Source organism: Microlunatus elymi (assembly GCF_007362775.1).
GTDB classification, from domain to species: domain Bacteria; phylum Actinomycetota; class Actinomycetes; order Propionibacteriales; family Propionibacteriaceae; genus Microlunatus; species Microlunatus elymi.
Map to the genome: position 1 here is coordinate 116,682 of NZ_CP041692.1, position 22,689 is coordinate 139,370.

At 65.3% G+C, this 22,689-nt stretch carries 21 protein-coding genes; 7 read left to right on the forward strand and 14 right to left on the reverse strand.

What is annotated here, in order from left to right:
• Positions 1–48 precede the first annotated feature (48 nt).
• Genes FOE78_RS00500 through FOE78_RS00510 form a run of 3 tightly spaced genes read left to right on the forward strand, consistent with a single transcriptional unit; the run spans position 49 to position 3,874 of the window.
• Positions 49–993: a glycosyltransferase gene (locus FOE78_RS00500; protein ID WP_143984583.1), complete on the forward strand. Its 945-nt coding sequence runs from the start codon at positions 49–51 to the stop codon at positions 991–993.
• The gene (locus tag FOE78_RS00505) at positions 993–1,817 is read left to right on the forward strand and encodes a hypothetical protein (protein ID WP_143984584.1); all 825 of its coding nucleotides are present in this window, start codon (positions 993–995) and stop codon (positions 1,815–1,817) included. Before FOE78_RS00500 ends, FOE78_RS00505 begins: the two co-directional genes overlap by 1 nt.
• Positions 1,814–3,874, forward strand: coding sequence for an O-antigen ligase family protein (locus tag FOE78_RS00510; RefSeq protein WP_143984585.1), 2,061 nt, complete (start codon positions 1,814–1,816; stop codon positions 3,872–3,874). Before FOE78_RS00505 ends, FOE78_RS00510 begins: the two co-directional genes overlap by 4 nt.
• On the opposite strand, the gene FOE78_RS00515 is transcribed toward FOE78_RS00510, so the two are convergent.
• The 9 genes from FOE78_RS00515 to FOE78_RS00555 are packed head-to-tail and all read right to left on the reverse strand — an operon-like array spanning position 3,784 to position 13,899.
• Entirely contained in the window at positions 3,784–5,088 is a 1,305-nt protein-coding gene (locus FOE78_RS00515) for a glycosyltransferase family 4 protein (protein ID WP_143984586.1), read from the reverse strand. The two genes, FOE78_RS00510 and FOE78_RS00515, sit on opposite strands and share 91 nt — an antisense overlap.
• A gap of 5 nt (positions 5,089–5,093) precedes the next feature.
• On the reverse strand, positions 5,094–6,599 hold the full coding sequence (locus FOE78_RS00520) for an oligosaccharide flippase family protein (protein WP_168207294.1): 1,506 nt from the start codon (positions 6,597–6,599) through the stop codon (positions 5,094–5,096).
• Complete coding sequence (locus FOE78_RS00525) at positions 6,578–7,612, reverse strand: glycosyltransferase family 2 protein (RefSeq protein ID WP_168207295.1); 1,035 nt, start codon at positions 7,610–7,612, stop codon at positions 6,578–6,580. Before FOE78_RS00525 ends, FOE78_RS00520 begins: the two co-directional genes overlap by 22 nt.
• Before the next feature lie 43 nt (positions 7,613–7,655).
• Complete coding sequence (locus FOE78_RS00530) at positions 7,656–8,774, reverse strand: DegT/DnrJ/EryC1/StrS family aminotransferase (protein WP_143984589.1); 1,119 nt, start codon at positions 8,772–8,774, stop codon at positions 7,656–7,658.
• Positions 8,774–9,976 (reverse strand): glycosyltransferase family 4 protein, encoded by a 1,203-nt coding sequence (locus FOE78_RS00535; protein ID WP_143984590.1) that lies wholly within the window; start codon positions 9,974–9,976, stop codon positions 8,774–8,776. The genes FOE78_RS00530 and FOE78_RS00535 overlap by 1 nt, the downstream gene beginning before the upstream one ends.
• On the reverse strand, positions 9,973–10,671 hold the full coding sequence (locus tag FOE78_RS00540) for a NeuD/PglB/VioB family sugar acetyltransferase (RefSeq protein ID WP_143984591.1): 699 nt from the start codon (positions 10,669–10,671) through the stop codon (positions 9,973–9,975). The genes FOE78_RS00535 and FOE78_RS00540 overlap by 4 nt, the downstream gene beginning before the upstream one ends.
• A complete protein-coding gene (locus tag FOE78_RS00545; RefSeq protein ID WP_210414739.1) occupies positions 10,668–11,816 on the reverse strand; it encodes a DegT/DnrJ/EryC1/StrS family aminotransferase in 1,149 nt (382 codons plus the stop codon). The genes FOE78_RS00540 and FOE78_RS00545 overlap by 4 nt, the downstream gene beginning before the upstream one ends.
• Positions 11,813–12,823 carry an NAD-dependent epimerase/dehydratase family protein gene (locus tag FOE78_RS00550; protein ID WP_143984592.1) on the reverse strand — a complete coding sequence of 337 codons (1,011 nt, stop codon included), beginning with the start codon at positions 12,821–12,823 and terminating at the stop codon, positions 11,813–11,815. Before FOE78_RS00550 ends, FOE78_RS00545 begins: the two co-directional genes overlap by 4 nt.
• The gene (locus tag FOE78_RS00555; RefSeq protein ID WP_143984593.1) at positions 12,820–13,899 is read right to left on the reverse strand and encodes a Gfo/Idh/MocA family protein; all 1,080 of its coding nucleotides are present in this window, start codon (positions 13,897–13,899) and stop codon (positions 12,820–12,822) included. The genes FOE78_RS00550 and FOE78_RS00555 overlap by 4 nt, the downstream gene beginning before the upstream one ends.
• A 557-nt stretch (positions 13,900–14,456) precedes the next feature.
• On the opposite strand from FOE78_RS00555, the gene FOE78_RS00560 reads away from it, so the two are divergent.
• The gene (locus FOE78_RS00560) at positions 14,457–15,317 is read left to right on the forward strand and encodes a hypothetical protein (protein ID WP_143984594.1); all 861 of its coding nucleotides are present in this window, start codon (positions 14,457–14,459) and stop codon (positions 15,315–15,317) included.
• 6 nt (positions 15,318–15,323) lie between these two features.
• Here the strand turns inward: FOE78_RS00560 and FOE78_RS00565 are convergent, their stop codons facing one another.
• A complete protein-coding gene (locus FOE78_RS00565; RefSeq protein ID WP_168207296.1) occupies positions 15,324–16,727 on the reverse strand; it encodes an MFS transporter in 1,404 nt (467 codons plus the stop codon).
• A gap of 188 nt (positions 16,728–16,915) precedes the next feature.
• On the opposite strand from FOE78_RS00565, the gene FOE78_RS00570 reads away from it, so the two are divergent.
• Entirely contained in the window at positions 16,916–17,428 is a 513-nt protein-coding gene (locus FOE78_RS00570; RefSeq protein WP_143984596.1) for a winged helix-turn-helix transcriptional regulator, read from the forward strand.
• Between the two features lie 59 nt (positions 17,429–17,487).
• Here FOE78_RS00570 and FOE78_RS00575 read toward each other — a convergent pair whose 3' ends face one another.
• The gene (locus FOE78_RS00575) at positions 17,488–18,411 is read right to left on the reverse strand and encodes a phytanoyl-CoA dioxygenase family protein (protein WP_168207297.1); all 924 of its coding nucleotides are present in this window, start codon (positions 18,409–18,411) and stop codon (positions 17,488–17,490) included.
• Between the two features lie 72 nt (positions 18,412–18,483).
• Between FOE78_RS00575 and FOE78_RS00580 the strand changes: the two genes are divergently transcribed.
• Positions 18,484–19,284 carry a helix-turn-helix transcriptional regulator gene (locus FOE78_RS00580; protein ID WP_143984598.1) on the forward strand — a complete coding sequence of 267 codons (801 nt, stop codon included), beginning with the start codon at positions 18,484–18,486 and terminating at the stop codon, positions 19,282–19,284.
• Between the two features lie 9 nt (positions 19,285–19,293).
• Here FOE78_RS00580 and FOE78_RS00585 read toward each other — a convergent pair whose 3' ends face one another.
• Genes FOE78_RS00585 through FOE78_RS00595 form a run of 3 tightly spaced genes read right to left on the reverse strand, consistent with a single transcriptional unit; the run spans position 19,294 to position 21,472 of the window.
• Positions 19,294–20,274, reverse strand: coding sequence for an ABC transporter permease (locus tag FOE78_RS00585; RefSeq protein WP_143984599.1), 981 nt, complete (start codon positions 20,272–20,274; stop codon positions 19,294–19,296).
• Complete coding sequence (locus FOE78_RS00590) at positions 20,271–21,161, reverse strand: carbohydrate ABC transporter permease (RefSeq protein WP_143984600.1); 891 nt, start codon at positions 21,159–21,161, stop codon at positions 20,271–20,273. Before FOE78_RS00590 ends, FOE78_RS00585 begins: the two co-directional genes overlap by 4 nt.
• A 2-nt stretch (positions 21,162–21,163) precedes the next feature.
• Positions 21,164–21,472, reverse strand: a complete 309-nt coding sequence (locus FOE78_RS00595; RefSeq protein ID WP_143984601.1) for a hypothetical protein — start codon at positions 21,470–21,472, stop codon at positions 21,164–21,166.
• 26 nt (positions 21,473–21,498) lie between these two features.
• On the opposite strand from FOE78_RS00595, the gene FOE78_RS00600 reads away from it, so the two are divergent.
• The gene (locus FOE78_RS00600; RefSeq protein WP_228266168.1) at positions 21,499–22,662 is read left to right on the forward strand and encodes an alpha-L-fucosidase; all 1,164 of its coding nucleotides are present in this window, start codon (positions 21,499–21,501) and stop codon (positions 22,660–22,662) included.
• Positions 22,663–22,689 lie beyond the last annotated feature (27 nt).

Consider the following 22,689-nt stretch of genomic DNA (forward strand, 5'->3'; position numbering starts at 1 on the left):
GCGCCGATTCCTGCTGCAAACGAGGTGAATGCCTGGCTAGGGGGAGCCATGACTTTCATCGCCGACCAGCATGTCGTCGATTCGGCGTGGTCCATCGACCACGTGATCATCACTCGGTTCAACCTCCCGTCGCCCGGACGCGAGCAGAGCATCCGCTCTCGCGAAGGGTGGCTGAGGAGGCGGGTCGAGTTGTTCGAAACCTATTGCGAACCGTCCGTCGTCCGACAGACGTCGCAGGACTTTCATTGGTTGATCTACTTCGACCCGGACAGCCCTGACTGGCTGAAGGCCTGGATCGAACGTAACGACCGACGGTTCACGCCATTCTTCCGGACGAGCGTTCCGCACGACGCCCTGATCGATGATCTTCGTCGGCTGACGGGCGCCACAGGGCAGATCTTGATCACCACCAACCTGGACAACGACGACGGGCTGTCTCCCGATTTCGTCGCTCGGGTTCAGCAGTCGACATCGGGGACTGCGCGGCGGGCGATCTATCTGACCCGGGGTGTGATCATGCACGGTCACAAGCTCTACTTGTACCGCGATCGGTTAAACGCCTTCTGCTCGGTCTCGGAGAGTTGGGAGGCCCCGGTCACCGCGTGGGCGGATTGGCACAACCGGCTCGGTCGCTCGATGCCGGTTGCCCAGCTGACCGGCGCGCCCGGGTGGTTGCAGGTCGTTCATGGTGGCAATGTGAGCAACCGCGTCCACGGTCGACGTGTGGCACTGAGCAAGGTCGCCGGCTTGTTGCCGGGCACCGTACCGATGCCCGATGACCCGGGTCAGATCCGTTGCCTGGCAGAGAATCTCACACTACGACCGATGCGGGGCGTGCGGACGGTAGTTCGCTCCACCATCCGTCGAACGCTCATTCGAGCCTTCGGACGGGACGGCTTCGATCGGCTCAAGAACGCAGTAGCCGAGATCCCCCAACGCGTAGGTGGCAGCCTTCCCGAAGCCTCCGTCGGCGACGGGGAGCAGGTCCGCTGATGCGGCTCGTCGACACCCTTCGCAGCTTGGCGCGCCGGTGGTACATCCTGCTCGCCGGGATCTTGGTGACCGGTGCGATCGCCTACGGCGCCTTCACCTCGATCACACCGACCTACCAAGCGCAGGGGCGAGTGCTGCTGATGCCTCCGACGCTGACGGTCGGGCCCAAGGGCAACCCGTACCTCTTCCTCGGCGGCATGTCGCAGGCCGTTGACGTGTTGATCGGCAAGGCGAGCGCCGAGACGATCGTCGAATCGATCACGACCGCCCACCCCGGCACGACGTACACGCTCGTGGCCGATCCGACGACCAGCGCGCCGGTGGTCCTGATCACCGCGACAAGCCATGACCCGGACTCTGCGATGGCGGTGATGAAGCAGGCCGTGGGAACGGTCGACACCACCTTGACCAGGATGCAGGACGCAGAACATCTCGGCGACAAGCTCCGCATCCGGGCCGAAACCCTTGACCTGGATTCGGAGCCGACGCCGCAGACCAAGACCCAACTCGCTGCGACCATCGTCGCGGCCGGGGCCGGACTGGTCGGGACCGTCGTGCTCACAGGGTTCATCGATGGCTGGCTGGTCCAGCGACGGCTTCGCCGGCAGGGTACGCAGCCGGAGTCGGACCGCAACGGCGGGCCCGAGGAGTCACCCGAGAGTTCAGCCCCATCGGACGTCGCCGAGCCGACGCCAGGTCCCGGCTCTGCCGAGGCAGCACGCGAACCGGCTGCCGGCTCCGATCCGGCCGGCTCCGGGGCCACACCGCCGGACGACCGAACGTCCGGAGCCGGGAGATCACGCGAAACCGCGACCGTCCCGTGACGACTCGTCAAGTTGCGCTGGCGCTGCGTCGGCGTTGGTACGTGGTGCTGTTCGGTCTGCTCTGTTCGGTGGCCGGCGTGATCGGCCTCGACGGTCCGCACCGGCTCTACACCGTGCAGACCGAGTTCGTGTTCGTCGGGCCCGGCAATCCTGCGATCACCGGCCTTCCCGATGCGCGAGCCGAGACGTTGACCGACTTCGCGGGCGTTGTGGGGCGCAAGTACGAGGCTTCCCATCCGACCATCGAGCTCACGTCCCCGACCGCAACCTTGTTCGGCAACGGAATTCGACAAGGGGTGTCCGTTCAACTCGCCAACGCCGGCAGCCAGTGGGTGCACTCGTACAACCGGCCGGTGTTGATCGTTCAGATCATCGGCGATGATCCGGTAGAGGTCCAGCAGACACTCGGCCAGGTGAGCACCGCCCTTACCGCGATCACGCGCCAGTTGCAGACCGAGGCCGGTGCCGCTCCGAGCACGTACATCACGGTCTTCAACGACACCCAGCACAGTCTGATCGGATCGTTCGGCAACTCTCGGATGAGCCGAATGAAGGCCGCCGGAATCATCGCCGGTCTCGGCGTCGGTGCCTCGATCGCGCTCGCGGTCGCCGCCGATGAGTTCATCGGTCGGCGACGGTCGCAGACGATCGTGCGAGCGGCCACCGGACCGACACCGGGCCGAAGTGACGGCCGTGGCGGCACCGGTTTCGACGCCGTGACGTTCCTGACCATCTATCTCGTGCTGGCCTGCGCATTGCCGTCCTACTTGGTGATTCCCGCGCTCGGCCAGATCGGCCGTCCCTCGATTCTCTGGGGCCTCGCCGGCGTTGTCTGGTGGGTCTATTTCCGATTGCAACGAACGACGCCGCTGGCGACCGGCGCCAGGTCGGTCCATCTGGCTCTGTGGGCATTCCTCGCCGTCGCCCTCGCCGGCCTGGCGCGCGCCTATCTCCTTGGCCTGCCGACAACGCAGACCGGTCCGGCCGATGCCGGGCTCCTGCGCCTGCTGAGCTGGGCCGGTGTCGCCCTGGTCGCGCTGGACGGTATCCCCAGTCTCGACCGATTGCTGACGCTGTTGCGGCGGATCGCCCTACTTGGCGGCCTGATGGCGATCCTGGGGCTACTGCAATTCGCCACTGGCCGATCGTTCGTCGACGCGCTGACCCTGCCCGGGTTCGCGGTGAGCTCGGACTTCGACAGCATTCAGGGACGCGCAGGATTCGTACGTGCCGCAGGCACCGCGTCCCATCCGTTGGAGTATGCCTCAGTGCTGTGCATCGCACTGCCGATCGGCATCGTGTTGGGAGCGACGGATCGGCGGCGCGGAGTTCTGCTGCGCTGGTGGCCACCGCTGGTGATCAGCCTTGCCGTGTTGATCTCCGTGTCCAGATCGGCGATCGTCGGAACGGTTGCCGGCGTGGTGTTGCTACTGCCCGCCATTCCCCCGCGGCTCCGGGTCAAGGCCGTCGGTGTCGTCTTCACGCTGCTCGGTCTGGTCTTCTTCCTGGTGCCCGGGATGATCGGTACGTTGCGAGGTCTGTTTCTCGGCATCAACGGCGATCCGAGCACGCAGTCGCGGACTGACAGCGTTGCGGGTGCCGTCGCGATCGCCGGCCGGGCACCCTTGATCGGTAGCGGTTTCGGCACGTTCCTCCCCCAGGAGTTGATCTTGGACAACGAGTATCTGGGATTGGTGATCGAGGTCGGCTTCATCGGTTGCGGATTGTTCATCATCGCTTTGATCGCTGCCGCTTGGTCGGCTTGGCGGTCCGGGCGAGGTGCCGCTCGTGAGCCGTGGGTCCAACTCGGCCCCGCCGTTGCGGCTGCACTGGTGTCCGGATCAACCACGATGATCTTCTTCGACGGCCTGTCGTTTCCGATGTCCGCCGCGCTTCTCTTTGTGCTGCTCGGAATCGCCGGTGCGCTGAGCCGGCTGCTCGCTGGCGACCAGCGTGTCTCAGCCAGTCAAGACGCGCTTGTTGCGCGAGTGCGGTGGCCGGCCCGAAGCGTAGAGACGGCAACCCCGAAATCCTCCTCGATGACCCCTGCCAGCTGACTCCCCGTCTCACCCCAGCTGCAACCGCGGGTCCGAGCCGCTTGGGCGGCCTGTACCGATCTGTCGGGACCGCCGACAGCCTCGGTCAAACCAGCTGCGATCCCGTCCGGAGTGGCGGGCGCCCAGATCGCGCCGTCGTCTGCGAGCCCGAGCCTCGCCAAGGGAGAGTCGTTGATCACGGGGATTGTGCCCGCCGCCAGCATCTCCTCGGCGACCAACGAGATGTTGGTGAAGGACAGCGAGACGCCTGCAATCGTTTGGTTGTAGAGCTCATTCAGCGCCCGCGGCGAAACGCTACCGTGCTGAGTCAATGGAATGGACCAGCCGGTTACCTGGTCTCCAACGACATGGATGGCTTGCTCGGGGTGACTTTGGTGAAAGAGATGCAGCGCTCGACGCGCCAACCAATATCCCCGACGATCGGCTCCGGTCTTGGCGTAGAACACGACCCCTGACCTGACGGCACGTCGATCCGTACCATCGAGCAGGCAGTAGGTGTCCGTGTCACAGCCGAACGGCACGGTCGCTCGCGTCTCGACGCCCAATTGGGCCTCAATACAAGCCGCCGGCATGTCGCCGAGCGCGATGATCTTGAACCCGAAGCGGTAACTGTCCTCGGCGAGAGCATGGAGGAATCCCTGCGGGTAAAAATACGGTTCGTAGTCCTGAACAAAGTAGTAGCGTTCGATCGCCCGATCGGCACGGCAGGCAACCACATGCGCGGTTTCCCAACTGCTGGCCAACACCGCATCGATGCCATCAATCCGTGGCCGGGCACTGCGAATCGGCACATCCATCCAAGGCCATCCGCGCCGGATCACATCCACGTGTCTGGTCACGTCTTCGGTATCTCTGTCATAGAGGTACAGCACGCACTCATGACCTCGGGACTGCAGTGTCTTGATCATCCTGAAAAGTGTCGTGTGACCGCCCGACCCTTGGGCCGGCGGAAAGCACACAACGCCCACGCGCAGAGGCTCATGGTTTCGATCCAGACGACTCGCGGAGACATTCCGGGGGACGGCGGCGGAGTTGGTTATGTCTTCGGGCCGAAGCAGGAACTGCCGCTCCGGCCATGCATATCGATCGCTCATCCACCGGCCGAGCCGAAGCGATGCCCTGGCCATCAGCTCTTCGCGACCGCCCGCTCGCCAGACACGCGCGACGCGCCGAGTCATTTCCGCAGCCTTCGTGATCATGATCATCAACTCCATTCCGGTCATCCCACGCGGGGCACTGACCCGTGACGCGACTTGTGGTGAAGGATCTTCAGACCTCCGGCGGTTACCTGTTCCAAAATTGCGCCCCATGACAACACCAGATAGCAGAGCCCACCAGCTAGACCCCCAACCAGCAAAGCCACGATGTTCTGACTGATCACAATCTCGGTCAAGCGAGCGATCACCCCGGCAACGATGGCAGCCATCAGCGGGCCCTTCAGCGCGTGCAGCATCGCAACCGGACCGCCAGGCGCAATCCGGCGGATCAAGATCATGTAGGCCGGCAAGATTGCCACGGTCACGACGACGACGTGAGCAGTTGCCACGCCACGCAGACCGTCCCAGGCCGCGCCCGCCCACATTGCCGGGAGCAGGAGGATCAGCCACCCCGCCTGCACGGCCATGAGCACAGCGGTACGCCCGGTGCCGACGAGCAGGTTCGCGAACAACAAGGAGATCACGAACAGCGCGCCGTAGGCGCCCAAAATCTGCAGCACCGGAACGGCGGCGGTCCACTGCCTCCCATAGACGGTAGTGATCAACGGACCGGCCAATGCGATCGTCAAGGCGCTGATCGGAAATGCCACCAGGCCGACACTTCGCGCTGCGGTGGCCAACGCCGAACGCAGCGCGGTTTCGTCCTTGCCCACTTGGGAAAACGCTGGCATGGCCACCGTGTTCACCGTTGACGACAACACAGACGTTGCCCACGACGCAGTGTTGAATGCCAACATGTAGACGCCCAGGACGATTGGCCCCATGCGGTGACCGACGAAGATGTAGTCGAGATTCAGAAAGGTGAAGTTGATCAGGTTTGCCCCGGCCAACGGCACGCCGAACCGCAAGATCATCTTCAACTGGGAGCGATCGATGTTTGGGCGAACGAACGCCCTGAGCTGCCAGGCCAGGAACGCGCCCGAACACAGCTGACCGATCACTCGCGACCAGGCAAACGCCATCGTGCCGTCCCCGTGAACCGCAAGCAGGACGAGCGATGCGTTCGCCGGGACGAACCCCACCAACGACGAACTGAAAACCAGCCGCTGCCGGAAGTCCCTGGCCGCCAGCGCAGTCGGCGCGGTGAACACCCCATTGAGGATGATTGACAGCGCGAGTACCCGGACCGCACCTGCCGCGTCCGGCGCGCCCATCACCGTTGCCAACGGACCCGCCATCATCATCGTCGCAATGCCCAGCGACGTTGTCGTCACCAATGCCAAGGCCACGACGGTCGGCCCAATCTTGCGTGGGTCGAAGTCTCGCCGCTGAAGGCAGGAGCCCAAGCCGAAGTCTGAGAAGCTCGAAACAATCGCATACACGGTGGCAGCGACCGCGAAGACACCGAACTCACGTGGTGTGACGATCCGCAACACGATGGCCGTGATCGCGATCGTGACCAGCTTGACGAAGATCGTGTTGGCCGCGCTCCACATGGCGCCGCTGCGGACCGCCCCCGCGTCCAGGACGGCGCTACGTTTTTCGCTCATGTGCCGGTCACGCGCCATCTGCGCCAGCGGTAGGACTCGACGATGCGGTTCAGCGCCCGGTCGGCCCCGGCGAGCGCGCCCGAACTCGAGATCGACTGATAGTGATCGAACTGGCGCCAGGCAAGGGTGGACACGATCTCGGGGCATACCTGACGCGCAAAGCCGGCTAACTCCTGGGCCGACGCTGAGCTACCACCATCCGCGAGTGCCGCCATCCGTGCCCGCCGGAGGGCCTCGTTCGCCAACGCTCGGCGGGCCGCATGATGAGCCCGATCTCCGATCCGCGACGCCACCGTAGGATGCTCAGCGAAGAACGTGTCGAACACATTGGTTCGAGCTTGAAGGTCGGCCAACCAGAGACCTTCGGATCGGCCATGGTGCATATTGGCGCCGTGATCGCGGTAGTAGGCCTGATCCGGTCCGTTGATGCGGCCGACATCGCTGACCGCTGCGATGCGTAGCCATAACTCCATGTCGGCCTCATGTGGCATGTCGGCGCGGTAGCCGACCAGTCGACGCATGATGTCGGTTCGGACAACGGCCTCCGGGCTGAGGATGACATTGCCGCCGCGACGGCACAGCCGCCGGATCCATCCGACTCCGTTCCACACGGTCCAACTGCTGCGGCGCCCAATGAACTCCGGCGGAGTGTCGACGAAATCCTGTGGATGGCCGTAGACCAATCCGACGGTGGGATTGGCGCGCATCAGGCCCGTGGCCCGGCCGAGCGAGCCTGGCGCGAGCAGATCGTCAGCAGACAACAAGACGACGTATTCGCCGCGCGCACGGGACAAGCCCTCGTTGTAGGTGGCGATGTGGCCGGCGTTTCGCTCGTGCAGCAAGACCTTGACTCGGGGGTTGGCATCAGCCAACTCTTGAGCGACCGCCTGGCTGCCGTCGGTCGAGCAGTCGTCGACGATCAACACGTCAACCGCGACGCCTGGCTGATCGAGCACCGAATGCACGGCCTGCGGCAAGTAGCGGCCGTAGTTGTAGCACGGGACCACGACCGAGACGGTGGGTAGAGGCACCTGGCTCCCCGGAGTTGATCTCGGGAGCATCCAGCGCGGCACGTCAGCCCCTCGTTCGCGCTGCCATGGCGGTGACCATTACCTGAGCAACAAACTCCTGCTGATCAACCGTCAGGTGGGGATGGATCGGCAGCGACAGGATCTCCCGCGCGGCTTGTTCCGCAACCGGGAACGAGCCGGGACCGTAACCCAGGTGGGCAAACGCGGGAGTCAGATGTATTGGGACCGGGTAGTGGATGCCGGCGCCGACGCCGGCTCTGTTGAGCGTCTGCAGCAGTTGATCACGGTGCGGCACTCGGACCACGTACAGGTGCCAGACGTCCTCGTTGCCGGGCGCACCCCGCGGCAGTCTGATTCCGGACAGATCATCGAGCAGGCCCCCATAACGCGCGGCGGTCCGGCGGCGACGGTCGTTCCAATCGGCCAGCCGCGACAGTTTCGCGTTCAGCACCACCGCCTGGATCGAGTCGAGCCGGGAATTGATCCCGACCACTTCGTGGTGATACTTGCGAGCACTGCCGTGTGCACTGATCAATCGAACCATCGCAGCAAGATCATCATCGTCGGTGAGGACGGCCCCGGCGTCGCCGGCTGCACCCAGATTCTTGCCCGGGTAGAAGCTTGTCGCGGCAATCCGACCGAGCGAGCCTGCGGCCCGACCATGTCGCCGCGCCCCTTGCGACTGCGCTGCGTCCTCGATGATCACCGCGCCACAGTCGCGCGCGATCGGCTCCAGCTGTTCGACGAACGCGGTCTGCCCGAAGAGGTGGACCGGCACGATCGCCTTGGTTCGCTCGGTGACCGCCGCCGCAACCTGCTGCGGATCGATCAACAGGTGATCGTGATCGACATCGACCGGCACCGGCAGCGCCCCGATCCGCGCGGCCGCCTCGGCTGTCGCAATGAACGTGTTGGCCGGCATGATCACCTCGTCGCCGGGTCCGACGCCTGCTGCCCGCATCGCCAACTCCAGAGCATCCGTGCCGTTGCCGACGCCGACGCAGTGCCGGACACCGATCAGATCGGCGTAGCCGGCCTCGAACTCGGCAACCGCCGGGCCACCGATGAAGGCGGTGTCGGCAAAGAGCTGCTTCAAGCCGACCTGTACGTCCGCGTCGATCTCTGCCTGCTGCGCACCAAGATCAACCATCGGAATCTGCATCAGGGGTTCACCATCCCTTCCCTGCTTGCCGTTTCATGCTTGACCACATCCCCCATCCGTTCGGCCAGCCGATACCGGGTGACATCGACTGCCGAGCGCGCCAATGACGGCGCCATCCGTCGCAGCCGCAACCGATTGCTGCCCACCTCTGCGTACACGCCGGCCAGCCGCCGCGAAGCCCGGCCGGTGCTGTAGCGGTAGCCGACCAACTCACGACCGAATCGGCCCAACTCGGTGCGCAGCCCGGCATCGCCCAACAACGGCCGCAACGCACCTTCCAGATCACGTACACCCGCGCCCCCGGCGCCGAACCAACCCGCGTGCAGGAATCGTTCGGAGTTGTCGGGCCGCAGCGACTGCCAGAATCCGGCCTCACCCTGGACGATCAGCGGCTTGCCGTGGGCCATCGCCTTGATCGCCGACGTACCCATCCCGATCGCCACATCGGCCGCCTCGTACACCGGCTCCGGATCCGGCAGGAACCCCAGCGGGCGGACGATTTCGCGGCCGTGACGCTGATTGACCTGCTGAGCACGACGACAAACCTGCTCGAACCCTTCTCCGTCGCCGGCGATCAACAGCCGGATCGGGTAGTCGGCAGACAGCCGATCGACAACCGCAATCAACGCCAGCACACCCTGCAGCTTTTCCAGCTCGGTGGTCAGCATCGACACCGTCGAGATCACCAGCTCATCGGACCGAACCCCCCACCGAGCGCGTGCAGCCACCACATCCCTGCTCTGGTTGGTGATCATGTCCACCGACGGTTCAATCAGGAACGTCCGACGGCCGAGCGAGTGCTGCCGAGTGGCAAGCGCCGGAGTACCGACCACGATCGGCAACCCACGCGGCAAGAACGCCGGAACCGCCATCGACAGCACCGACATCAGCACCGGGGTGCGACGCAACACGCCGGCCCCGAAGGCCGCGTCCAGGCACGGTCGCCATTCGTACCCGTGGACCAGATCGATGTGCTGTTGCCCGATCACGGTGATCAACTTGCGCACCCACTCCCGTCCGCGGCGCGGATCGGGAGCAGTGATCAGCTCCAGTCCCAGCGTGCGGGCCCGGTCGACCAGGACGCCTGCCGGGGCGAAGATGCTGACCCGGTGCCCGTGACCGCCCATCGCGGCGGCCAGCTCGATGGCGGTCAGCTGACTGCCGCCCATGCCCATCTGATGCGGGCAGACCAGGATCCTCATGACAGCCTCTCAGAGGTGAGATGCAGACTCGCAGCCCGCCCGATCCGGTGATGATCAAAAAGATCCCGTCCGTCCAGCCGGCGGGCGGGCACCCCGGCCCAGGTCTCGTACGACGGGAGATCATCGACGAGCACGCCGCCCATGCCCAACGTCGCGTACGCACCGACCGCCAGTCGTTGCCGGACCGATGAGCCCATGCCCAGGTAGGCTCCCCGTCCGACCCGCACGCCGCCGCCGAGCAGCACACCCGCTGCCAGGGTTGCAAAGTCGGCGACCACGTCGTCGTGGGTGAGCACCACCGACGGCATCGCCACCACGTGTGCACCGACCGTCACCGAGGCGGTCAGCACGACTCCCGACAGCAGGATGCTGCCGGGACCGACCACGCAACCGGGCGGGATCCGAACCCCGCGGTCGATACAGGTCGCGAATCGCTGCTGCTCCACACCGGCCGTGATCAGCCGGCGGACCACGCGTTCTCGGGCCGGACCGGCGCCGATGCAGACCAGCAGCTGTTCGTCCCGCAGTGGCGCCTGGCTGACGTGCCCGATCACCGGGACGCCGTCCAGCTGCGAACCGTGCAGGCTTTCGTTGTCGTCGAGCACTCCGACGATCCGATGCGTTCCCGTCGCGGCGACGGAGGCGATCACCTCCCGCGCCAATCCGCCGGCCCCCAACAACAGCAGCGATTTCATGATCGCTCCGCCCCCGAGGCCGCCTGCAAGCAGTCGATCACTCGTTGTTGATCTTCAACGCTGAGCTGGTGGTAGAGCGGAAGGATGATCGTGTGACCGGTGAGCCGTTCGGTGTTGGGCAGCGGTGTCACCAGCTCCGCCGCCGCATACGCCGGCTGCCGATGCGCGGCCATGATTCCTCTGCGGGCCGAGATTCCCTCGCTGGCGAGCTTCTCCAGCAGCTCCTCCCGGTTCAACGGGAACTCGGCGGCGAGCTCGATCCAGTACGACTGGAAGTTGCTCATCCCCCACGGCGGATCAGTGACCACCCGGACACCCGGGATGTCGACGAGCGCTGTCCGATAGCGGGCTGCCAACGCCCGCCGACGATTCACCAGCTGATCGAGTTTTTCCAGCTGGACAAGGCCGACCGCGGCCTGGAGGTCAGTCATCCGATAGTTGAAGCCGACCTCGGCATACTTCTCCGCCGGCGACAACAGCACGCTGTGCCGATCAGCCGCGGACGTGCTCATCGCGTGCTCGCGCAGGGTACGGGCGCGCTCGGCCCAGCGCCGATTGCCGGTAGTGATCATGCCGCCCTCGCCGGTCGTGATCAACTTCCGCGGATGGAACGACCAGGTGGCCAGATCCGCACCGACACCGACTGGCCGGCCGCGATAGCTGGATCCCGCCGCACAGGCGGCATCCTCGATCAGCACGACGCCGCGACCGTCGCAAACCTCCCGAATCGGTTCAAGATCAACAGGCAGCCCACCTTGATCGACGATGATCACCGCGGTCGTCCGCGCGGTCATCGCCGCCTCGATCGTTGCTGCCGTCACGTTCCCGGTGACTGGATCGACGTCTGCGAACACCGGCCGCGCCCCGGCGTAGGTCGGCGCATTGGCGGTGGCGATGAAGGACAACGACGGGACGACCACGTCGTCCCCTTGTCCCACCCCCGCCACCAACAACGCGAGATGCAACGCCGCCGTACAACTGGAGGTCGCAATCGCATACGGGGCTTGCTGACGGTCGGCGAACGCCGCTTCGAACTGAGCCACCCGCGGTCCCTGCGCGACCCAGCCGGAGGCGATCGTCTCGGCAACCGCTGCGGCTTCTTCCGTACCCAGCCACGGTTTCATCACGTTGATCCGCTCGGTCATCGCACGACCTCCGCAATGCGCTGACCGGCAACCTCGGCTCGTACCGGCCGCCACCAGTCGACGAGCCGCCGCAGTCCCTCGTCCAGACCGACCTCGGCCGCGAAACCGAGATCGCGACGAGCCGCTGCCACGTCGGCAAGCCGACGAGTGACGCCGTTCACTGCGCGCTCCGGGCCGAACTCGACACCGACGGACTCCGCGTCCATGGCCCGCAGCAAGGCGCGAGCCAGGCCGAGCAGACTGGTCTCGGTCCCACTGGCAACGTTGTAGACACCGTCCACAACCTGATCTTGGGTCGCGGCCAACAGGTTGGCCCGGGCGATGTCCTCGGTGAAGACGAAGTCCATCGTCTGTGCGCCGTCGCCGAAGATCAACGGTGGCAGGCCGTCGGCGATCCGCTCCATCCAGCGCACCAGCACCTCGGTGTAGAGGCCGTGCACGTCCATCCGCGGTCCGTACACGTTGAAGTAGCGCAACGCGACGTAGTTCAATCCGTACATCGCTCGGAAGCTGCGAAGCATCCCCTCGTTGAACGACTTTGCCGCACCGTAGAAGGTGTCGTTGTTGTGATGGTGATGTCGTTCACCGGTTGGGAATTCCTCCGCCAGCCCGTACACCGACGCGCTCGACGCGGCCACCACCTTGCGGACGCCGGTTCGGACGGCGGCTTCCAGCACGTTGAAGGTGCCGTCCACCAGCACCTCCAGGGCCAGCCGTGGTTCTTCGGCGCACTGGGTGATCCGGATCGCCGCCTGATGGAAGACCGTGTCCTTGCCGTCGGTCAGCTCACGGAGCAGCGAGCGGTCGCCGATGTCGCCCTCGATCAGGCGGACCCGCCCGCTGCTGAACGCTGCGGCCAGGTTGTCGCGCCGGCCGCGGACCAGGTTGTCCAACACGTCGACGTGCTCGGCGCCGGCCGCGACCAGCTGGTCAACAATCTGCGAACCGATGGTGCCGGCTCCGCCGGTGACGAGATATTGCTTACCAGCAAGGGATGTGAGTGTCATCCGACGACCTCCAGGCTCGGCTCGGGACGGGTGACGGATTGGCAGCGGCTGCCCTGCGTCAGGCTTCGCTGCGCTGCCTCCAGCACAGCCAGCACCCGCAGCGCGGCCCCGCCGTCGGTACGGGCCGGTCGCTGTTCCCGGATGCTCGCCGCAAATTCGGCGACCATCCGGCCGAGCGGCTCGTACTCGGGCAGGGCCGGCGCCCAGGTGTCGCCGAGACGGTACGAGATCTGTGCGGCTTTGCGGCGGCTGGAGTCGCCGAGCATGTCGGCCTGTCGTTGGAGGTCGACGCCGCGGTCGAAGACGCTGACCCGCTGTTGCGGGTTGAGGTCGTCCCACAACAGGGTCCGCCGGCTGCCGCCGATCACCAGCTGTCTGATCTTGGTCGGGCTCAGCCAGTTGACGTGGACGTGGGCCAACGCACCGGCCGGCAGCGTCAGTCCAAGGTAGCCGACGCAGGATCGCCCGGATCCCAGCGGGTCTGCGCCCTGTGCGGTCACCCCGTCCGGTGCCAGCCCGTCGGGCAGCACGAAATCGAGGATGGACAGATCGTGGGGCGCGAGATCCCAGAACACGTCGACGTCCGGCTGCACCAGTCCGAGGTTGATTCGCACGGAGTCCACGTAGAGGACATCGCCGAGCTCGCCGTTTTCGATCAGTTCTTTGATCTTCACCACCGCGGGCGTGTAGCAGTAGGTGTGGTCTGCCATCAGGATCAGCCCGCGTTGCTGTGCGGCGCGCACCATCCGCCGACCCGCCTCGACGGTGTCCGCGAGCGGTTTCTCAACCAGTACGTGTTTTCCGGCGCTCAGCGCGGCCATCGCGATGTCGGCATGAGTCCGTGCCGGTGTGGCGATGGCGATCGCGTCGATCTGCCGCCGATCCAACAATTCGTCCACCGAGTGCTCGACCGCGGCACCGGTCCGGTCGGCGAGTGCGCGGGCCCGTTCATCGTCCCGGTCGCAGATCGCGACCAGATCCCAGTCAGGGCTGGCCGCGAAGTTGCGGGCGAGGTTCGGTCCCCAGTAGCCGGCGCCGACAACGGCCACCTTCAGTTTTCGGACATGGCGAAGCATCGATTCTCATTCCCCCGAATGATCAACAGTGGAACGCGGCGCTCGTCTCGGCGCCCGTTCTATGGCTATGGAGCGTCTGTGCAAGGAAGGGTCTGCGCTTCGTCGCCGCAGGGTCCAGGCGGCGGACGTGTCGTCGCTTCGACGCGGCGCGTTACTCACCGGCCGCCGGCACCAGACAGGAGGCCATCCGATCCGGATTTGTCCAGATCCCGTGCCTGCTTGGCAACCGACGGCGCGGAGGTCAGCCGCGCGTTCGTTGGCTACATCGTCGGCTTGTGCGCCGGATCGCAGTACGCCTTGGTTGCACCGGATCTCCGGTCGGATGCCGCGGATGCCGGCTCCGGACCGCGCTGCTGACGCGTGTCGTGATCATGAAAGATTCCCCCGAATCACTGCGGCCCCCGATGACCGCCGATGGAGCGACAGTAGCGCCGACCGATACGGGTCGTGATTGAATCCTTAAATTTGGCTGTCGATCAAGGTCCTTGGTCCCGTCGATCAACTATCGCGGCAACGGGCAGATCCAGTCTTGGGCCGGCTTGGGTCAGAATGGGGGCATGGATCTGGATCAGGTGGCGGCCGAGTTGTACGCCGGCGCACCCGAGGATTTCACCGCTCGGCGGAAGACCCGCGCGGACGAGGCTCGCGCCGCCGGCGACCGCAGTCTGGCCAAGCAGATCACCGCGTTGCGCCGGCCGACGCGATCGGCCTGGATCGTCAACCTGCTGACGGATCAGGCCGCCGACGAGCTGGCCGAACTGCTCGATCTCGGTGCCGCCCTGGTCCAGGCCCAGCAGCAATTGTCCGGACCGGAGCTGCGCAGGCTGTCCGGCCGACGCCATGCGGCGATCGCGGCGTTGGTTCGCCGTGGCACCCAGCTGGCCGAGGTGCGCGGACACACGCCGAGTGAGGCCACCCTGCGCGAAGTGTCCGCCACGCTGCAGGCAGCCTTGTCCGATCCCGAGATTGCCGCCGAGGTCCGACAAGGCCGGCTCGCCCAGCCACGGGAGTACAGCGGCTTCGGACCGCAGCTCACCTTTGCCCCGCCGGCGGTCCAAGATCAACAGTTCGAGGAGACTGCCGATGACGACCGGCAGTCGTCCGCGGGGGGTGACGCCGAGACCGACCATGATCAGCTGTTGGAGCAGTTGAGTCGTGCGCAGTCAGCCCTGGATCGGATCCGAACTGCTGCCCAGCACGCCCAGCAGCGTGTCGACCGAGCCGCCGAAACCGCCCAACGCACGTCCGCCCGAGTCACCGAGCTCAAAGATCAACTTCGGCGAGCCGAGCAGGAAGCGGCGACGGCGGCGGCAAAACTTGCCGATCACCGGACCGCCGTCGAGGACTTGCGTCGCGACGAACAGGCCGCCGAAGCCGCGGTCTCCGAAGCTCTGGCCCAGCTCGCCGGCGACGACTAGGCCGCTCTACCTCCGTACGCTGCTGCGATTCAAGATCAACACCGCCACGCCTCCCGCCGCCAGCAGCGCCGTGGCCAGCGCGACCGCGTACGTCCAGCCCGACTCGAGCTGCCGTCGATCCATCCCTCCGTGGAGCAGCAGACTCGCGCAGAGGGTCACTCCGATCGCCGACCCGAGGTAGCGTGCGGTGTTGTTGATCCCGCTCCCCAACCCGGTCCGGCCCTCCGGCGCAGTGCCCGCGGTCTCCCGCCCGAGCGCGGAATTCACCACGCCGGCGGCGATTCCGGCGATCAGGAAGCCGGGCAACATCGCCGCGACCGACTCGGCCCGGATCAGGGTCAGCTGCCCAACCGCGATGATCAACAGTGCTACCCCCAGCTGTCTGCGGCCGCGCAGCCAACCCGGCAGTCGGCGAGCGAAATACGCGGTCACTGTGCTGGCCAAGGACCAGCAAGTGAAGACGATCGACGTCGCGAGGACGCCGAGGTGAAAATCGGCGATCATGAAGACCCCGGACACCGACATCAATCCGATCGACCCCAGTCCGACGGCGAATGCCGCCACCTGAACCGCAGCGAAGTCCCGATCCCGGAAGTAGCGAGGGTCGAGCATGGGATCCCGGCGCCTGAACTCGATCATGACGAAGGCGACGAACAGCAGCACGGCGACGGCGATCATGATCACGGGTTCACGTCGGTCGGCTGACGTCCGCAGATCGACCAGGCCGATCAAGATCGTCACGGCGGCCAACAGAAACATCACGGCCCCGGCCAGATCCAACCGTCGCCGGTCAGCGGAGCGTGACTCGGCGAGCCCCCTGCCGCCGACGACCAAGAGCGCGGCACTCAGCACGGCGAGCCCGAGATAGCTGAGCCACCACTGCCCGGCACGGTTGGCCAGGGCTGCGCCGAACGGGCCGGCCGCGATGCCGGCGCCCAGCGCGACAGCCCAGGTGCTGCCCGCGGTCGCTCGTTCCGCCGGACGCGGAAACGCCTCGGCCAACAGCGCCAGCGCGGCCGCCACGACCGCGGCCGCGCCGATGCCGGTGATCACCCGCCCGACGATGAAGGTCACCGACCTGAGGTCGACGTTCACGATCCCAGCGGCAAGATCAACGACCGTGCCCAGCAGCAGCACGGCCGCGCCGAGCACGAACATCCGCCGACGGCCGTACCGATCGGCCAGGGTGCCGGCCAGCAACATCGCAGCCGTCAGTCCGACGCTCATCGAGCTGAGGATCCAGGTGCGCGCGGCCGCGCCGGCTGCCAGCGCAGAACTCAGCGTCGCCAGGTCGGTCAGCGGAAGGGTGTAGGCCGCCAAGGCGAGGAAAGTCCCGGCAGCGGTGATGATCAGCGTCGCGTTCCGAGACCGGGCAGGACCGACCGCTCGGGGTGCCGTGGGTGCGGGCATGGTTCGCCCGTCGATTCTTGACATGCTCTTGCCGCCTTGCTCGATGAGATGCGGCTGAACCGCCGTGCCGGCCCGCCCTGAGTCTGGAATCCAGACTCGGCCGTACGACTCAGCTGGTCTGTTGACCGAACCAAACTGTGACACACTTCCGGTCTGGTGACAAGACCAAATTTCGATAGACTCTCAGCATGGCTTTGGGCAGTGGGTACGACGCTCAGGACTGCGCGGTGGCGCGGGCCTTGGAAGTCGTCGGCGAGCGGTGGACCATGTTGATCATCCGCGACTGCTTCCTGGGGGTACGCCGCTTCAGCGACCTGCAGGCGCATCTCGACATCTCCAAGGCCGTGCTCACCGACCGGTTGAACCGGCTGGTGGAGCAGGGGGTGCTCGAGCGGGACGGCGACCGCGGTCATCAGGAGTATCTGCTGACGAAGGCCGGCCGGGCCCTCGCGCCCGTGCTCGCGACGTTGTCCTACTGGGGCCGGACGTACGGCAACCCGGACGAACGTCCGACCCGGCAACTCGTCCACAGTTGCGGCGCCGAACTGGACGCGAACGGGCGCTGCGGTCCCTGCGACGTCACGCCTCGAGTGGCCGAGATGATCAGCCGTCCCGATCCGAACCGCCCGTCGCGCCGCAACGATTTCGTCACCCGCCAACTGGCCGGCGACCACCGACTGTTGGATCCGATCCGACCTTGATCAACTTCGGCTCTGCGAAGTTGATCAACGGTTCGCACCCACGTCTGGGGCCGCCAGTTTCAGGCGACGGTGGCGTGTTCGGGCCGTTCGGCCATCCAGTCGTCCAGGGTCGCAACACGCTGGGGATGACTTCGACTGCGGGCCAGGAAGCCGGCACCATGCTGGGGCATCGGGTCCTGGTCGGTCGGCTGGTAGCGCAGATCGACGCTCCACCGGACATGGTCGGAATCGTTCGGAGTCGAACTGTGCACCAGACGATCGTTGAACAAGATCGCCGTTCCGGCCCGCACGGGTAGCGCTACCGGCCCGCGCTCGACAGCTCCCAGCTCGGAGACGTCGAGTTCGAGGAAGCCCGTACCGCTGTAGTCCTCCTGGTGGTAGCCCATCACCCGGTGCCGTTGAGTCCTCGGATACACGTGCAGGCAACCGTTCTCCAGCGTCGCGTCGACGAAGGAGATCCACACGGTGATCACCGGATTGGAGTTCGCGTCCGGCCAGTACGACTTGTCCTGATGCCACGGCACGGCACCGGCGGCGATCCTGGGGACCTTCGGCCGCACGTTGTAGACCGGATTGGAGAAGATCTCCGGACCGATCAAGCTTTCCACCACGTCCAGGATCCGCGGGTTGCTCATCAGCGTGTAGTAGCCGGGGATCCGGTCCCGCCAGCTCCGGCCGTACTCCAGGAACTGATCGGGCTCGAGCCCGTCGAACAGATTTGCCAGCCGGTACGGGAACGCCGCCTCGGTCAGCGGATCATCGATCAGCCCTGCCTCGATCAGTTCGTCGGCGATACGGTCCACCTTTTCGGTGAGGGCGCTGCGGACCGGGGCCATGTCCTCCTCCGACAAGAGGTCGGGAAGGACGAGATAGCCCTCGGTGTCGTACTGCTCGACCTGTTCGGCGGTCAACGTCCCCTGGTTGCCAGCACGCATCCGGGCGTTCCCGGTGGCGTCGTCCTGGCGCTGGATGGCAGCTCTCATGTCCCATGACACTAGGGAAGATTGTCGACGCTGTCGTGGTTTACGACGCCCAACAAGTGGTATGAATCGCTCATGATCACACCGCCCGCCGGGCAGCTGATCGCGGTGCCGCTGCAGCATCCGCCGCAGGTGGTGAGTCTTGGCTTCGGGTTGCACGGCGTACGAGATCGGGTCGAGCATTGGTTGTTGCCCGAGCTGTATGCGTTGCACATCTACGACTGGCACGGCAGCTTGAAGATCGGTGCCGTGGTGCATCCGATCCGGCCGGGGGATCTGAGCCTCATCCCGCCGGGGACGCCGATGGAGTATCGCTACAGCGGCCCGTCGCCGCACCTCTATGCACACTTCCGGCTGACCGGCGGCGCGTCGTCGATCGAGATCCCGACCGTGCAACCGCTGGGTCCGCTGGCGTCGGAGTTTCGCAGGCGGCTCGGGGCGGTCAGCAGCACCGATGATCGGGCGCAAACCTCGGCCGCCGTCTGGGCGCTGCTGTGGGAGGCGGCCGCCCGGCGACGCGAGCCGGAGCCGCCGGCCGGTGATCAACACGCCGCTGTCGTCACGGCGGTCGGCTACATCGAACGCAACCTGGCCGGGCCGCTCCGGGTGAGTGTGATCGCTCGCCACGCGCTGGTCTCGCCCAGCCACCTGAACCGGCTGTTCCACGCGACCCACGGGATCAGTGTTTCGACCTACATCCGCGACCAGCGTGCGGAGCGGGCCGCCCACCTGCTGCGTGACACCACCCAGACCATCAGCTCCGTCGCGGCCAGTGTCGGGATGCCTGATCTGCAGGCGTTCAACAAGTTCTGCCGCAGTCGGCTCGGTGCTCCGCCGAGCCGACTGCGACCACAATCCGACAGATCAAAGCCATAATCCAACAGGTCAGAACAGGCCCTGCTTGGCAACCCGTCGGGCCAGCCAGTTGGCCAGCAAGATCAAGATCAGTGAGATGACGGCCTTGAACAGTGCGATCGCCGTCGCGTACGAGTACTGCGGAATCTGTGACTGGAAAGCGATCTGGAACGAGTACGTGTCAAGAACCTGCGACACAGACAGGTTGTTCGGGTTCTGCATCAGGAGAACCTTCTCGAACCCGACGCTGAGCATCTGCCCCATGTTCAAGATCAACAAGGTGACGGTGACCGGCAGGATGCTGGGCAGATCGATGTGCCAGATCCGGCTGATGATGCTGGCACCGTCGACCCGGGCGGCCTCGTGCAATTGCGGATCGACGCTGGCCAGCGCAGCCAGGAAGATGATCGCGGAGTAGCCCAGGGTCTGCCAGGCTCCCGACCACACGTAGGTGTGCCGGAACAGGCCCTCGCTGAGGAAGTCGACCGGATTCCCTGTCAGTGCGGTGATCGGGCGGTTCACCACGCCCGTCGTTGGCGAGAACAACATCAGGATGATGCCGACCAGCACCACGGTCGAGATGAAGTACGGCGCGTAGGTGATCAGTTGCACCGCCTTCTTGAACCGCTGGTTGCGCAGGGAGTTGAGCAGCAGGGCCAGGATGATCGGCAACGGGAACAAGGCGATCAACGCGTAGATGTTGAGCACCAGGGTGTTCTTGATCACCGGCCAGAACAGGTGGCTGTGGAAGAACTGCGAGACGTACTGCATCCCGACCCACGGGCTGCCGTTGATGCCCTCGACGATGTTGTAGTTCTTGAAGGCCAACTGCAACCCGTACATCGGCCAGTAGAGGAAGATCAGCGAGAAGACCACCGGCGGGATCAGCAGCACGTACAACTGCCAGGCCCGTCGCATGCGGCGCAGAAGTGAGGTCTTGCGCGGCTTGGTCTTCGTCGACCGGCGAGTCTTGGACGTCGTCTCGGCCGCGCGTACGGAGGTTGTGGTCATTTGACTGATCCGATCAGTGCGCCCTTGACGAAGTGTTTCTGGACGAACGGGTAGGCGACCAACGGCGGGATCATCGCGACCACGATCATCGCGTACTTCAGCTTGTCGAACAGTTCCTTACGACGCAGCAGTTCTGCCACATCGCCGCTTCCGATCATGGACGGGTTGATCGCGCTCTGCGACAACAACTCCCGAAGCACCAACTGCAGCGGCTGCAACCCGGGATCGGTGGTGTACAGGAATGCGTTGAACCAGCCGTTCCACTGGGTGATCCCGTAGAACAGCAGATTCACGGCGATGATCGGCTTGCTCAACGGGAGCGCGATCCGAAAGAAGAAGCGGAAGTCGTTCGCCCCGTCCACCTTCGCCGCTTCGAGCATCTCGTTGGGAACGTTCATCTGATAGAAGGTCCGGGTGATGATCACGTTGAACACGCTCATCGCTCCGGGCAGGATGATCGCCCACCGGGTGTCCAGCAGCCCGAGCTGCTGGACCACGATGTAGGTCGGAACGATGCCACCGGCGAACAATGCTGGGATCAGGAAGAAGAACGTGATCAGCCGCCGAAACGGAAGATCATCGCGCGAGGATGCGTACCCGGCCAGCAACGTCAGCGCTGTCCCGATCACAGCTCCGGCGACCGTGTAGAGCACGGAGTTGCCGAAGCCGATCACCAGGTTCGGTGACTGAATGATCGTCTTGTACGCGTCCGCGGTGAACCCGACCGGCCACAACACGACCTCGTTGTTCGCGATCGCCGAAGCGCTGGAGAAGGACGCGCTGAAGACGTAGATCAGCGGGTACAGCACCATCAACGTGAACAAGATCAACACGCTGTAGTTGACGATGTAGTAGGCCCGATCGCCCTTCGGTTCTCTGATCCGCATGATCACTTCGGCCTGGAGTCGTAGGCCTTCTGGTAGATATCCAGGTAGCCCTGCAGGTTCATCTGCTTGAAACCGTCCAGGTAGGCGTTCCAGTCGGCGTCGCTGTTGATGTTCTTCTTTCCCAGGGCAAACTGAGACATCGCCTGCTTGACCTGCTGCTGGATCGACGTCGCCGTGTCGGCGACCTGCGCCGCGCTCTCGTCGGGAATGATCAGCGGCGGCAGCTGCAACTCCTTCGGCTCGGCGTGCTGCTCGTACACCTTGCCTGCCTCGTACAGACCCTTCTCATAGGTCGGCGCCTTCGGGTTCACCTGTTGCCCGTTGCGGAAGTCCAGCGATCGAACCGGAGACGTACGAGAAGTATCAGCAGTATTTCGCTGCCGATCGCTACGACCCGAAGAAGTGGGCCGAACTCGCGGCCGAGGCCGGCATGAAGTACGTCGTGCTGACGACCAAGCATCATGAGGGTTTTTGCTTGTGGGACACGCAACTGACCGACTACAAGTCGACCAACACCCCGTTCGGTCGGGATGCCGTCGCCGAATTCGTCGAGGCTGTCCGCGGAGCAGGACTCAAGGTCGGCTTCTACCACTCGCTGATCGACTGGCACCATCCTGACTTCCCGATCGATCAGATCCACCCGCTGCGTGATCATCCGGATGCCGCCAAACTCAACGAGAGCAGGGACATCGCGAAGTACCGCGACTATCTGCACGGTCAGGTCACCGAGTTGCTGACCAACTACGGCGAGATCTCCTACCTGTTCTACGACTTCTCCTACCCCGACTCCCGAGATCCGCGCTATGCCGGCAAGGGCAAGGACGACTGGGGATCGGAAGAGTTGCTGGCGCTGACCCGCAAGCTCCAGCCGGGCATCATCGTGAACGATCGGCTCGATCTGCCGGGCGACCTGGCCACTCCGGAGCAGTACCAACCGTCCGGGCCGATGCTGCGCGACGGTCAGCAGGTGCGTTGGGAGGCCTGCCAGACGATCAACGGCAGCTGGGGCTACGACCGGGACAACCTGGACGCCAAGCCGGTCGACCTGCTGGTACGGATGTTGGTCGACGGCGTTTCCAAGGGTGGCAACCTGTTGCTGAACGTCGGTCCGAACGGTCGCGGCGAGATCGACCCACCGGACGCCGCCCGGCTGCGCGAGATCGGCGAGTGGATGGATCTGCATGCCGACTCGATCTACGGCGCGGGTCCCAGTGACTTCACTCCGCCACCGGGAGCGGTCTACACCCAGCGCGGTGACCGTCTCTACCTGCATCTGTTCAGCTGGCCGATGCGCCATGTGCACCTGCCGAACCTCGCCGGCAAGGTCCGCTACGCGCAGCTGCTCAACGATGCCTCCGAGGTTCGGTTCCGCGAGGTCGACCCGGACCAGCAGGCTCAGAACACCACCCCAGGCGGCCAGCCTGCCGGTACGGTCACGCTGACCCTGCCGATCCGACCGCCCCAGGTCGCGGTGCCGGTGGTGGAGATCTTCTTGGCGTGAGCCGGGGAGTCGGCGGATTGATCATGG

Excerpts from the sequence above, each read along its gene's own strand:
- FOE78_RS00500 (WP_143984583.1), top strand. The coding sequence starts at position 49 with ATGACTTTCATCGCCGACCAGCATGTCGTCGATTCGGCGTGGTCCATC.
- FOE78_RS00505 (WP_143984584.1), top strand. The coding sequence starts at position 993 with ATGCGGCTCGTCGACACCCTTCGCAGCTTGGCGCGCCGGTGGTACATC.
- FOE78_RS00515 (WP_143984586.1), bottom strand. The coding sequence starts at position 5,088 with ATGGAGTTGATGATCATGATCACGAAGGCTGCGGAAATGACTCGGCGC.
- FOE78_RS00520 (WP_168207294.1), bottom strand. The coding sequence starts at position 6,599 with ATGGCGCGTGACCGGCACATGAGCGAAAAACGTAGCGCCGTCCTGGAC.
- FOE78_RS00530 (WP_143984589.1), bottom strand. The coding sequence starts at position 8,774 with ATGCAGATTCCGATGGTTGATCTTGGTGCGCAGCAGGCAGAGATCGAC.
- FOE78_RS00535 (WP_143984590.1), bottom strand. The coding sequence starts at position 9,976 with ATGAGGATCCTGGTCTGCCCGCATCAGATGGGCATGGGCGGCAGTCAG.
- FOE78_RS00540 (WP_143984591.1), bottom strand. The coding sequence starts at position 10,671 with ATGAAATCGCTGCTGTTGTTGGGGGCCGGCGGATTGGCGCGGGAGGTG.
- FOE78_RS00545 (WP_210414739.1), bottom strand. The coding sequence starts at position 11,816 with ATGACCGAGCGGATCAACGTGATGAAACCGTGGCTGGGTACGGAAGAA.
- FOE78_RS00550 (WP_143984592.1), bottom strand. The coding sequence starts at position 12,823 with ATGACACTCACATCCCTTGCTGGTAAGCAATATCTCGTCACCGGCGGA.
- FOE78_RS00555 (WP_143984593.1), bottom strand. The coding sequence starts at position 13,899 with ATGCTTCGCCATGTCCGAAAACTGAAGGTGGCCGTTGTCGGCGCCGGC.
- FOE78_RS00560 (WP_143984594.1), top strand. The coding sequence starts at position 14,457 with ATGGATCTGGATCAGGTGGCGGCCGAGTTGTACGCCGGCGCACCCGAG.
- FOE78_RS00565 (WP_168207296.1), bottom strand. The coding sequence starts at position 16,727 with ATGCCCGCACCCACGGCACCCCGAGCGGTCGGTCCTGCCCGGTCTCGG.
- FOE78_RS00570 (WP_143984596.1), top strand. The coding sequence starts at position 16,916 with ATGGCTTTGGGCAGTGGGTACGACGCTCAGGACTGCGCGGTGGCGCGG.
- FOE78_RS00575 (WP_168207297.1), bottom strand. The coding sequence starts at position 18,411 with ATGAGAGCTGCCATCCAGCGCCAGGACGACGCCACCGGGAACGCCCGG.
- FOE78_RS00580 (WP_143984598.1), top strand. The coding sequence starts at position 18,484 with ATGATCACACCGCCCGCCGGGCAGCTGATCGCGGTGCCGCTGCAGCAT.
- FOE78_RS00585 (WP_143984599.1), bottom strand. The coding sequence starts at position 20,274 with ATGACCACAACCTCCGTACGCGCGGCCGAGACGACGTCCAAGACTCGC.
- FOE78_RS00590 (WP_143984600.1), bottom strand. The coding sequence starts at position 21,161 with ATGCGGATCAGAGAACCGAAGGGCGATCGGGCCTACTACATCGTCAAC.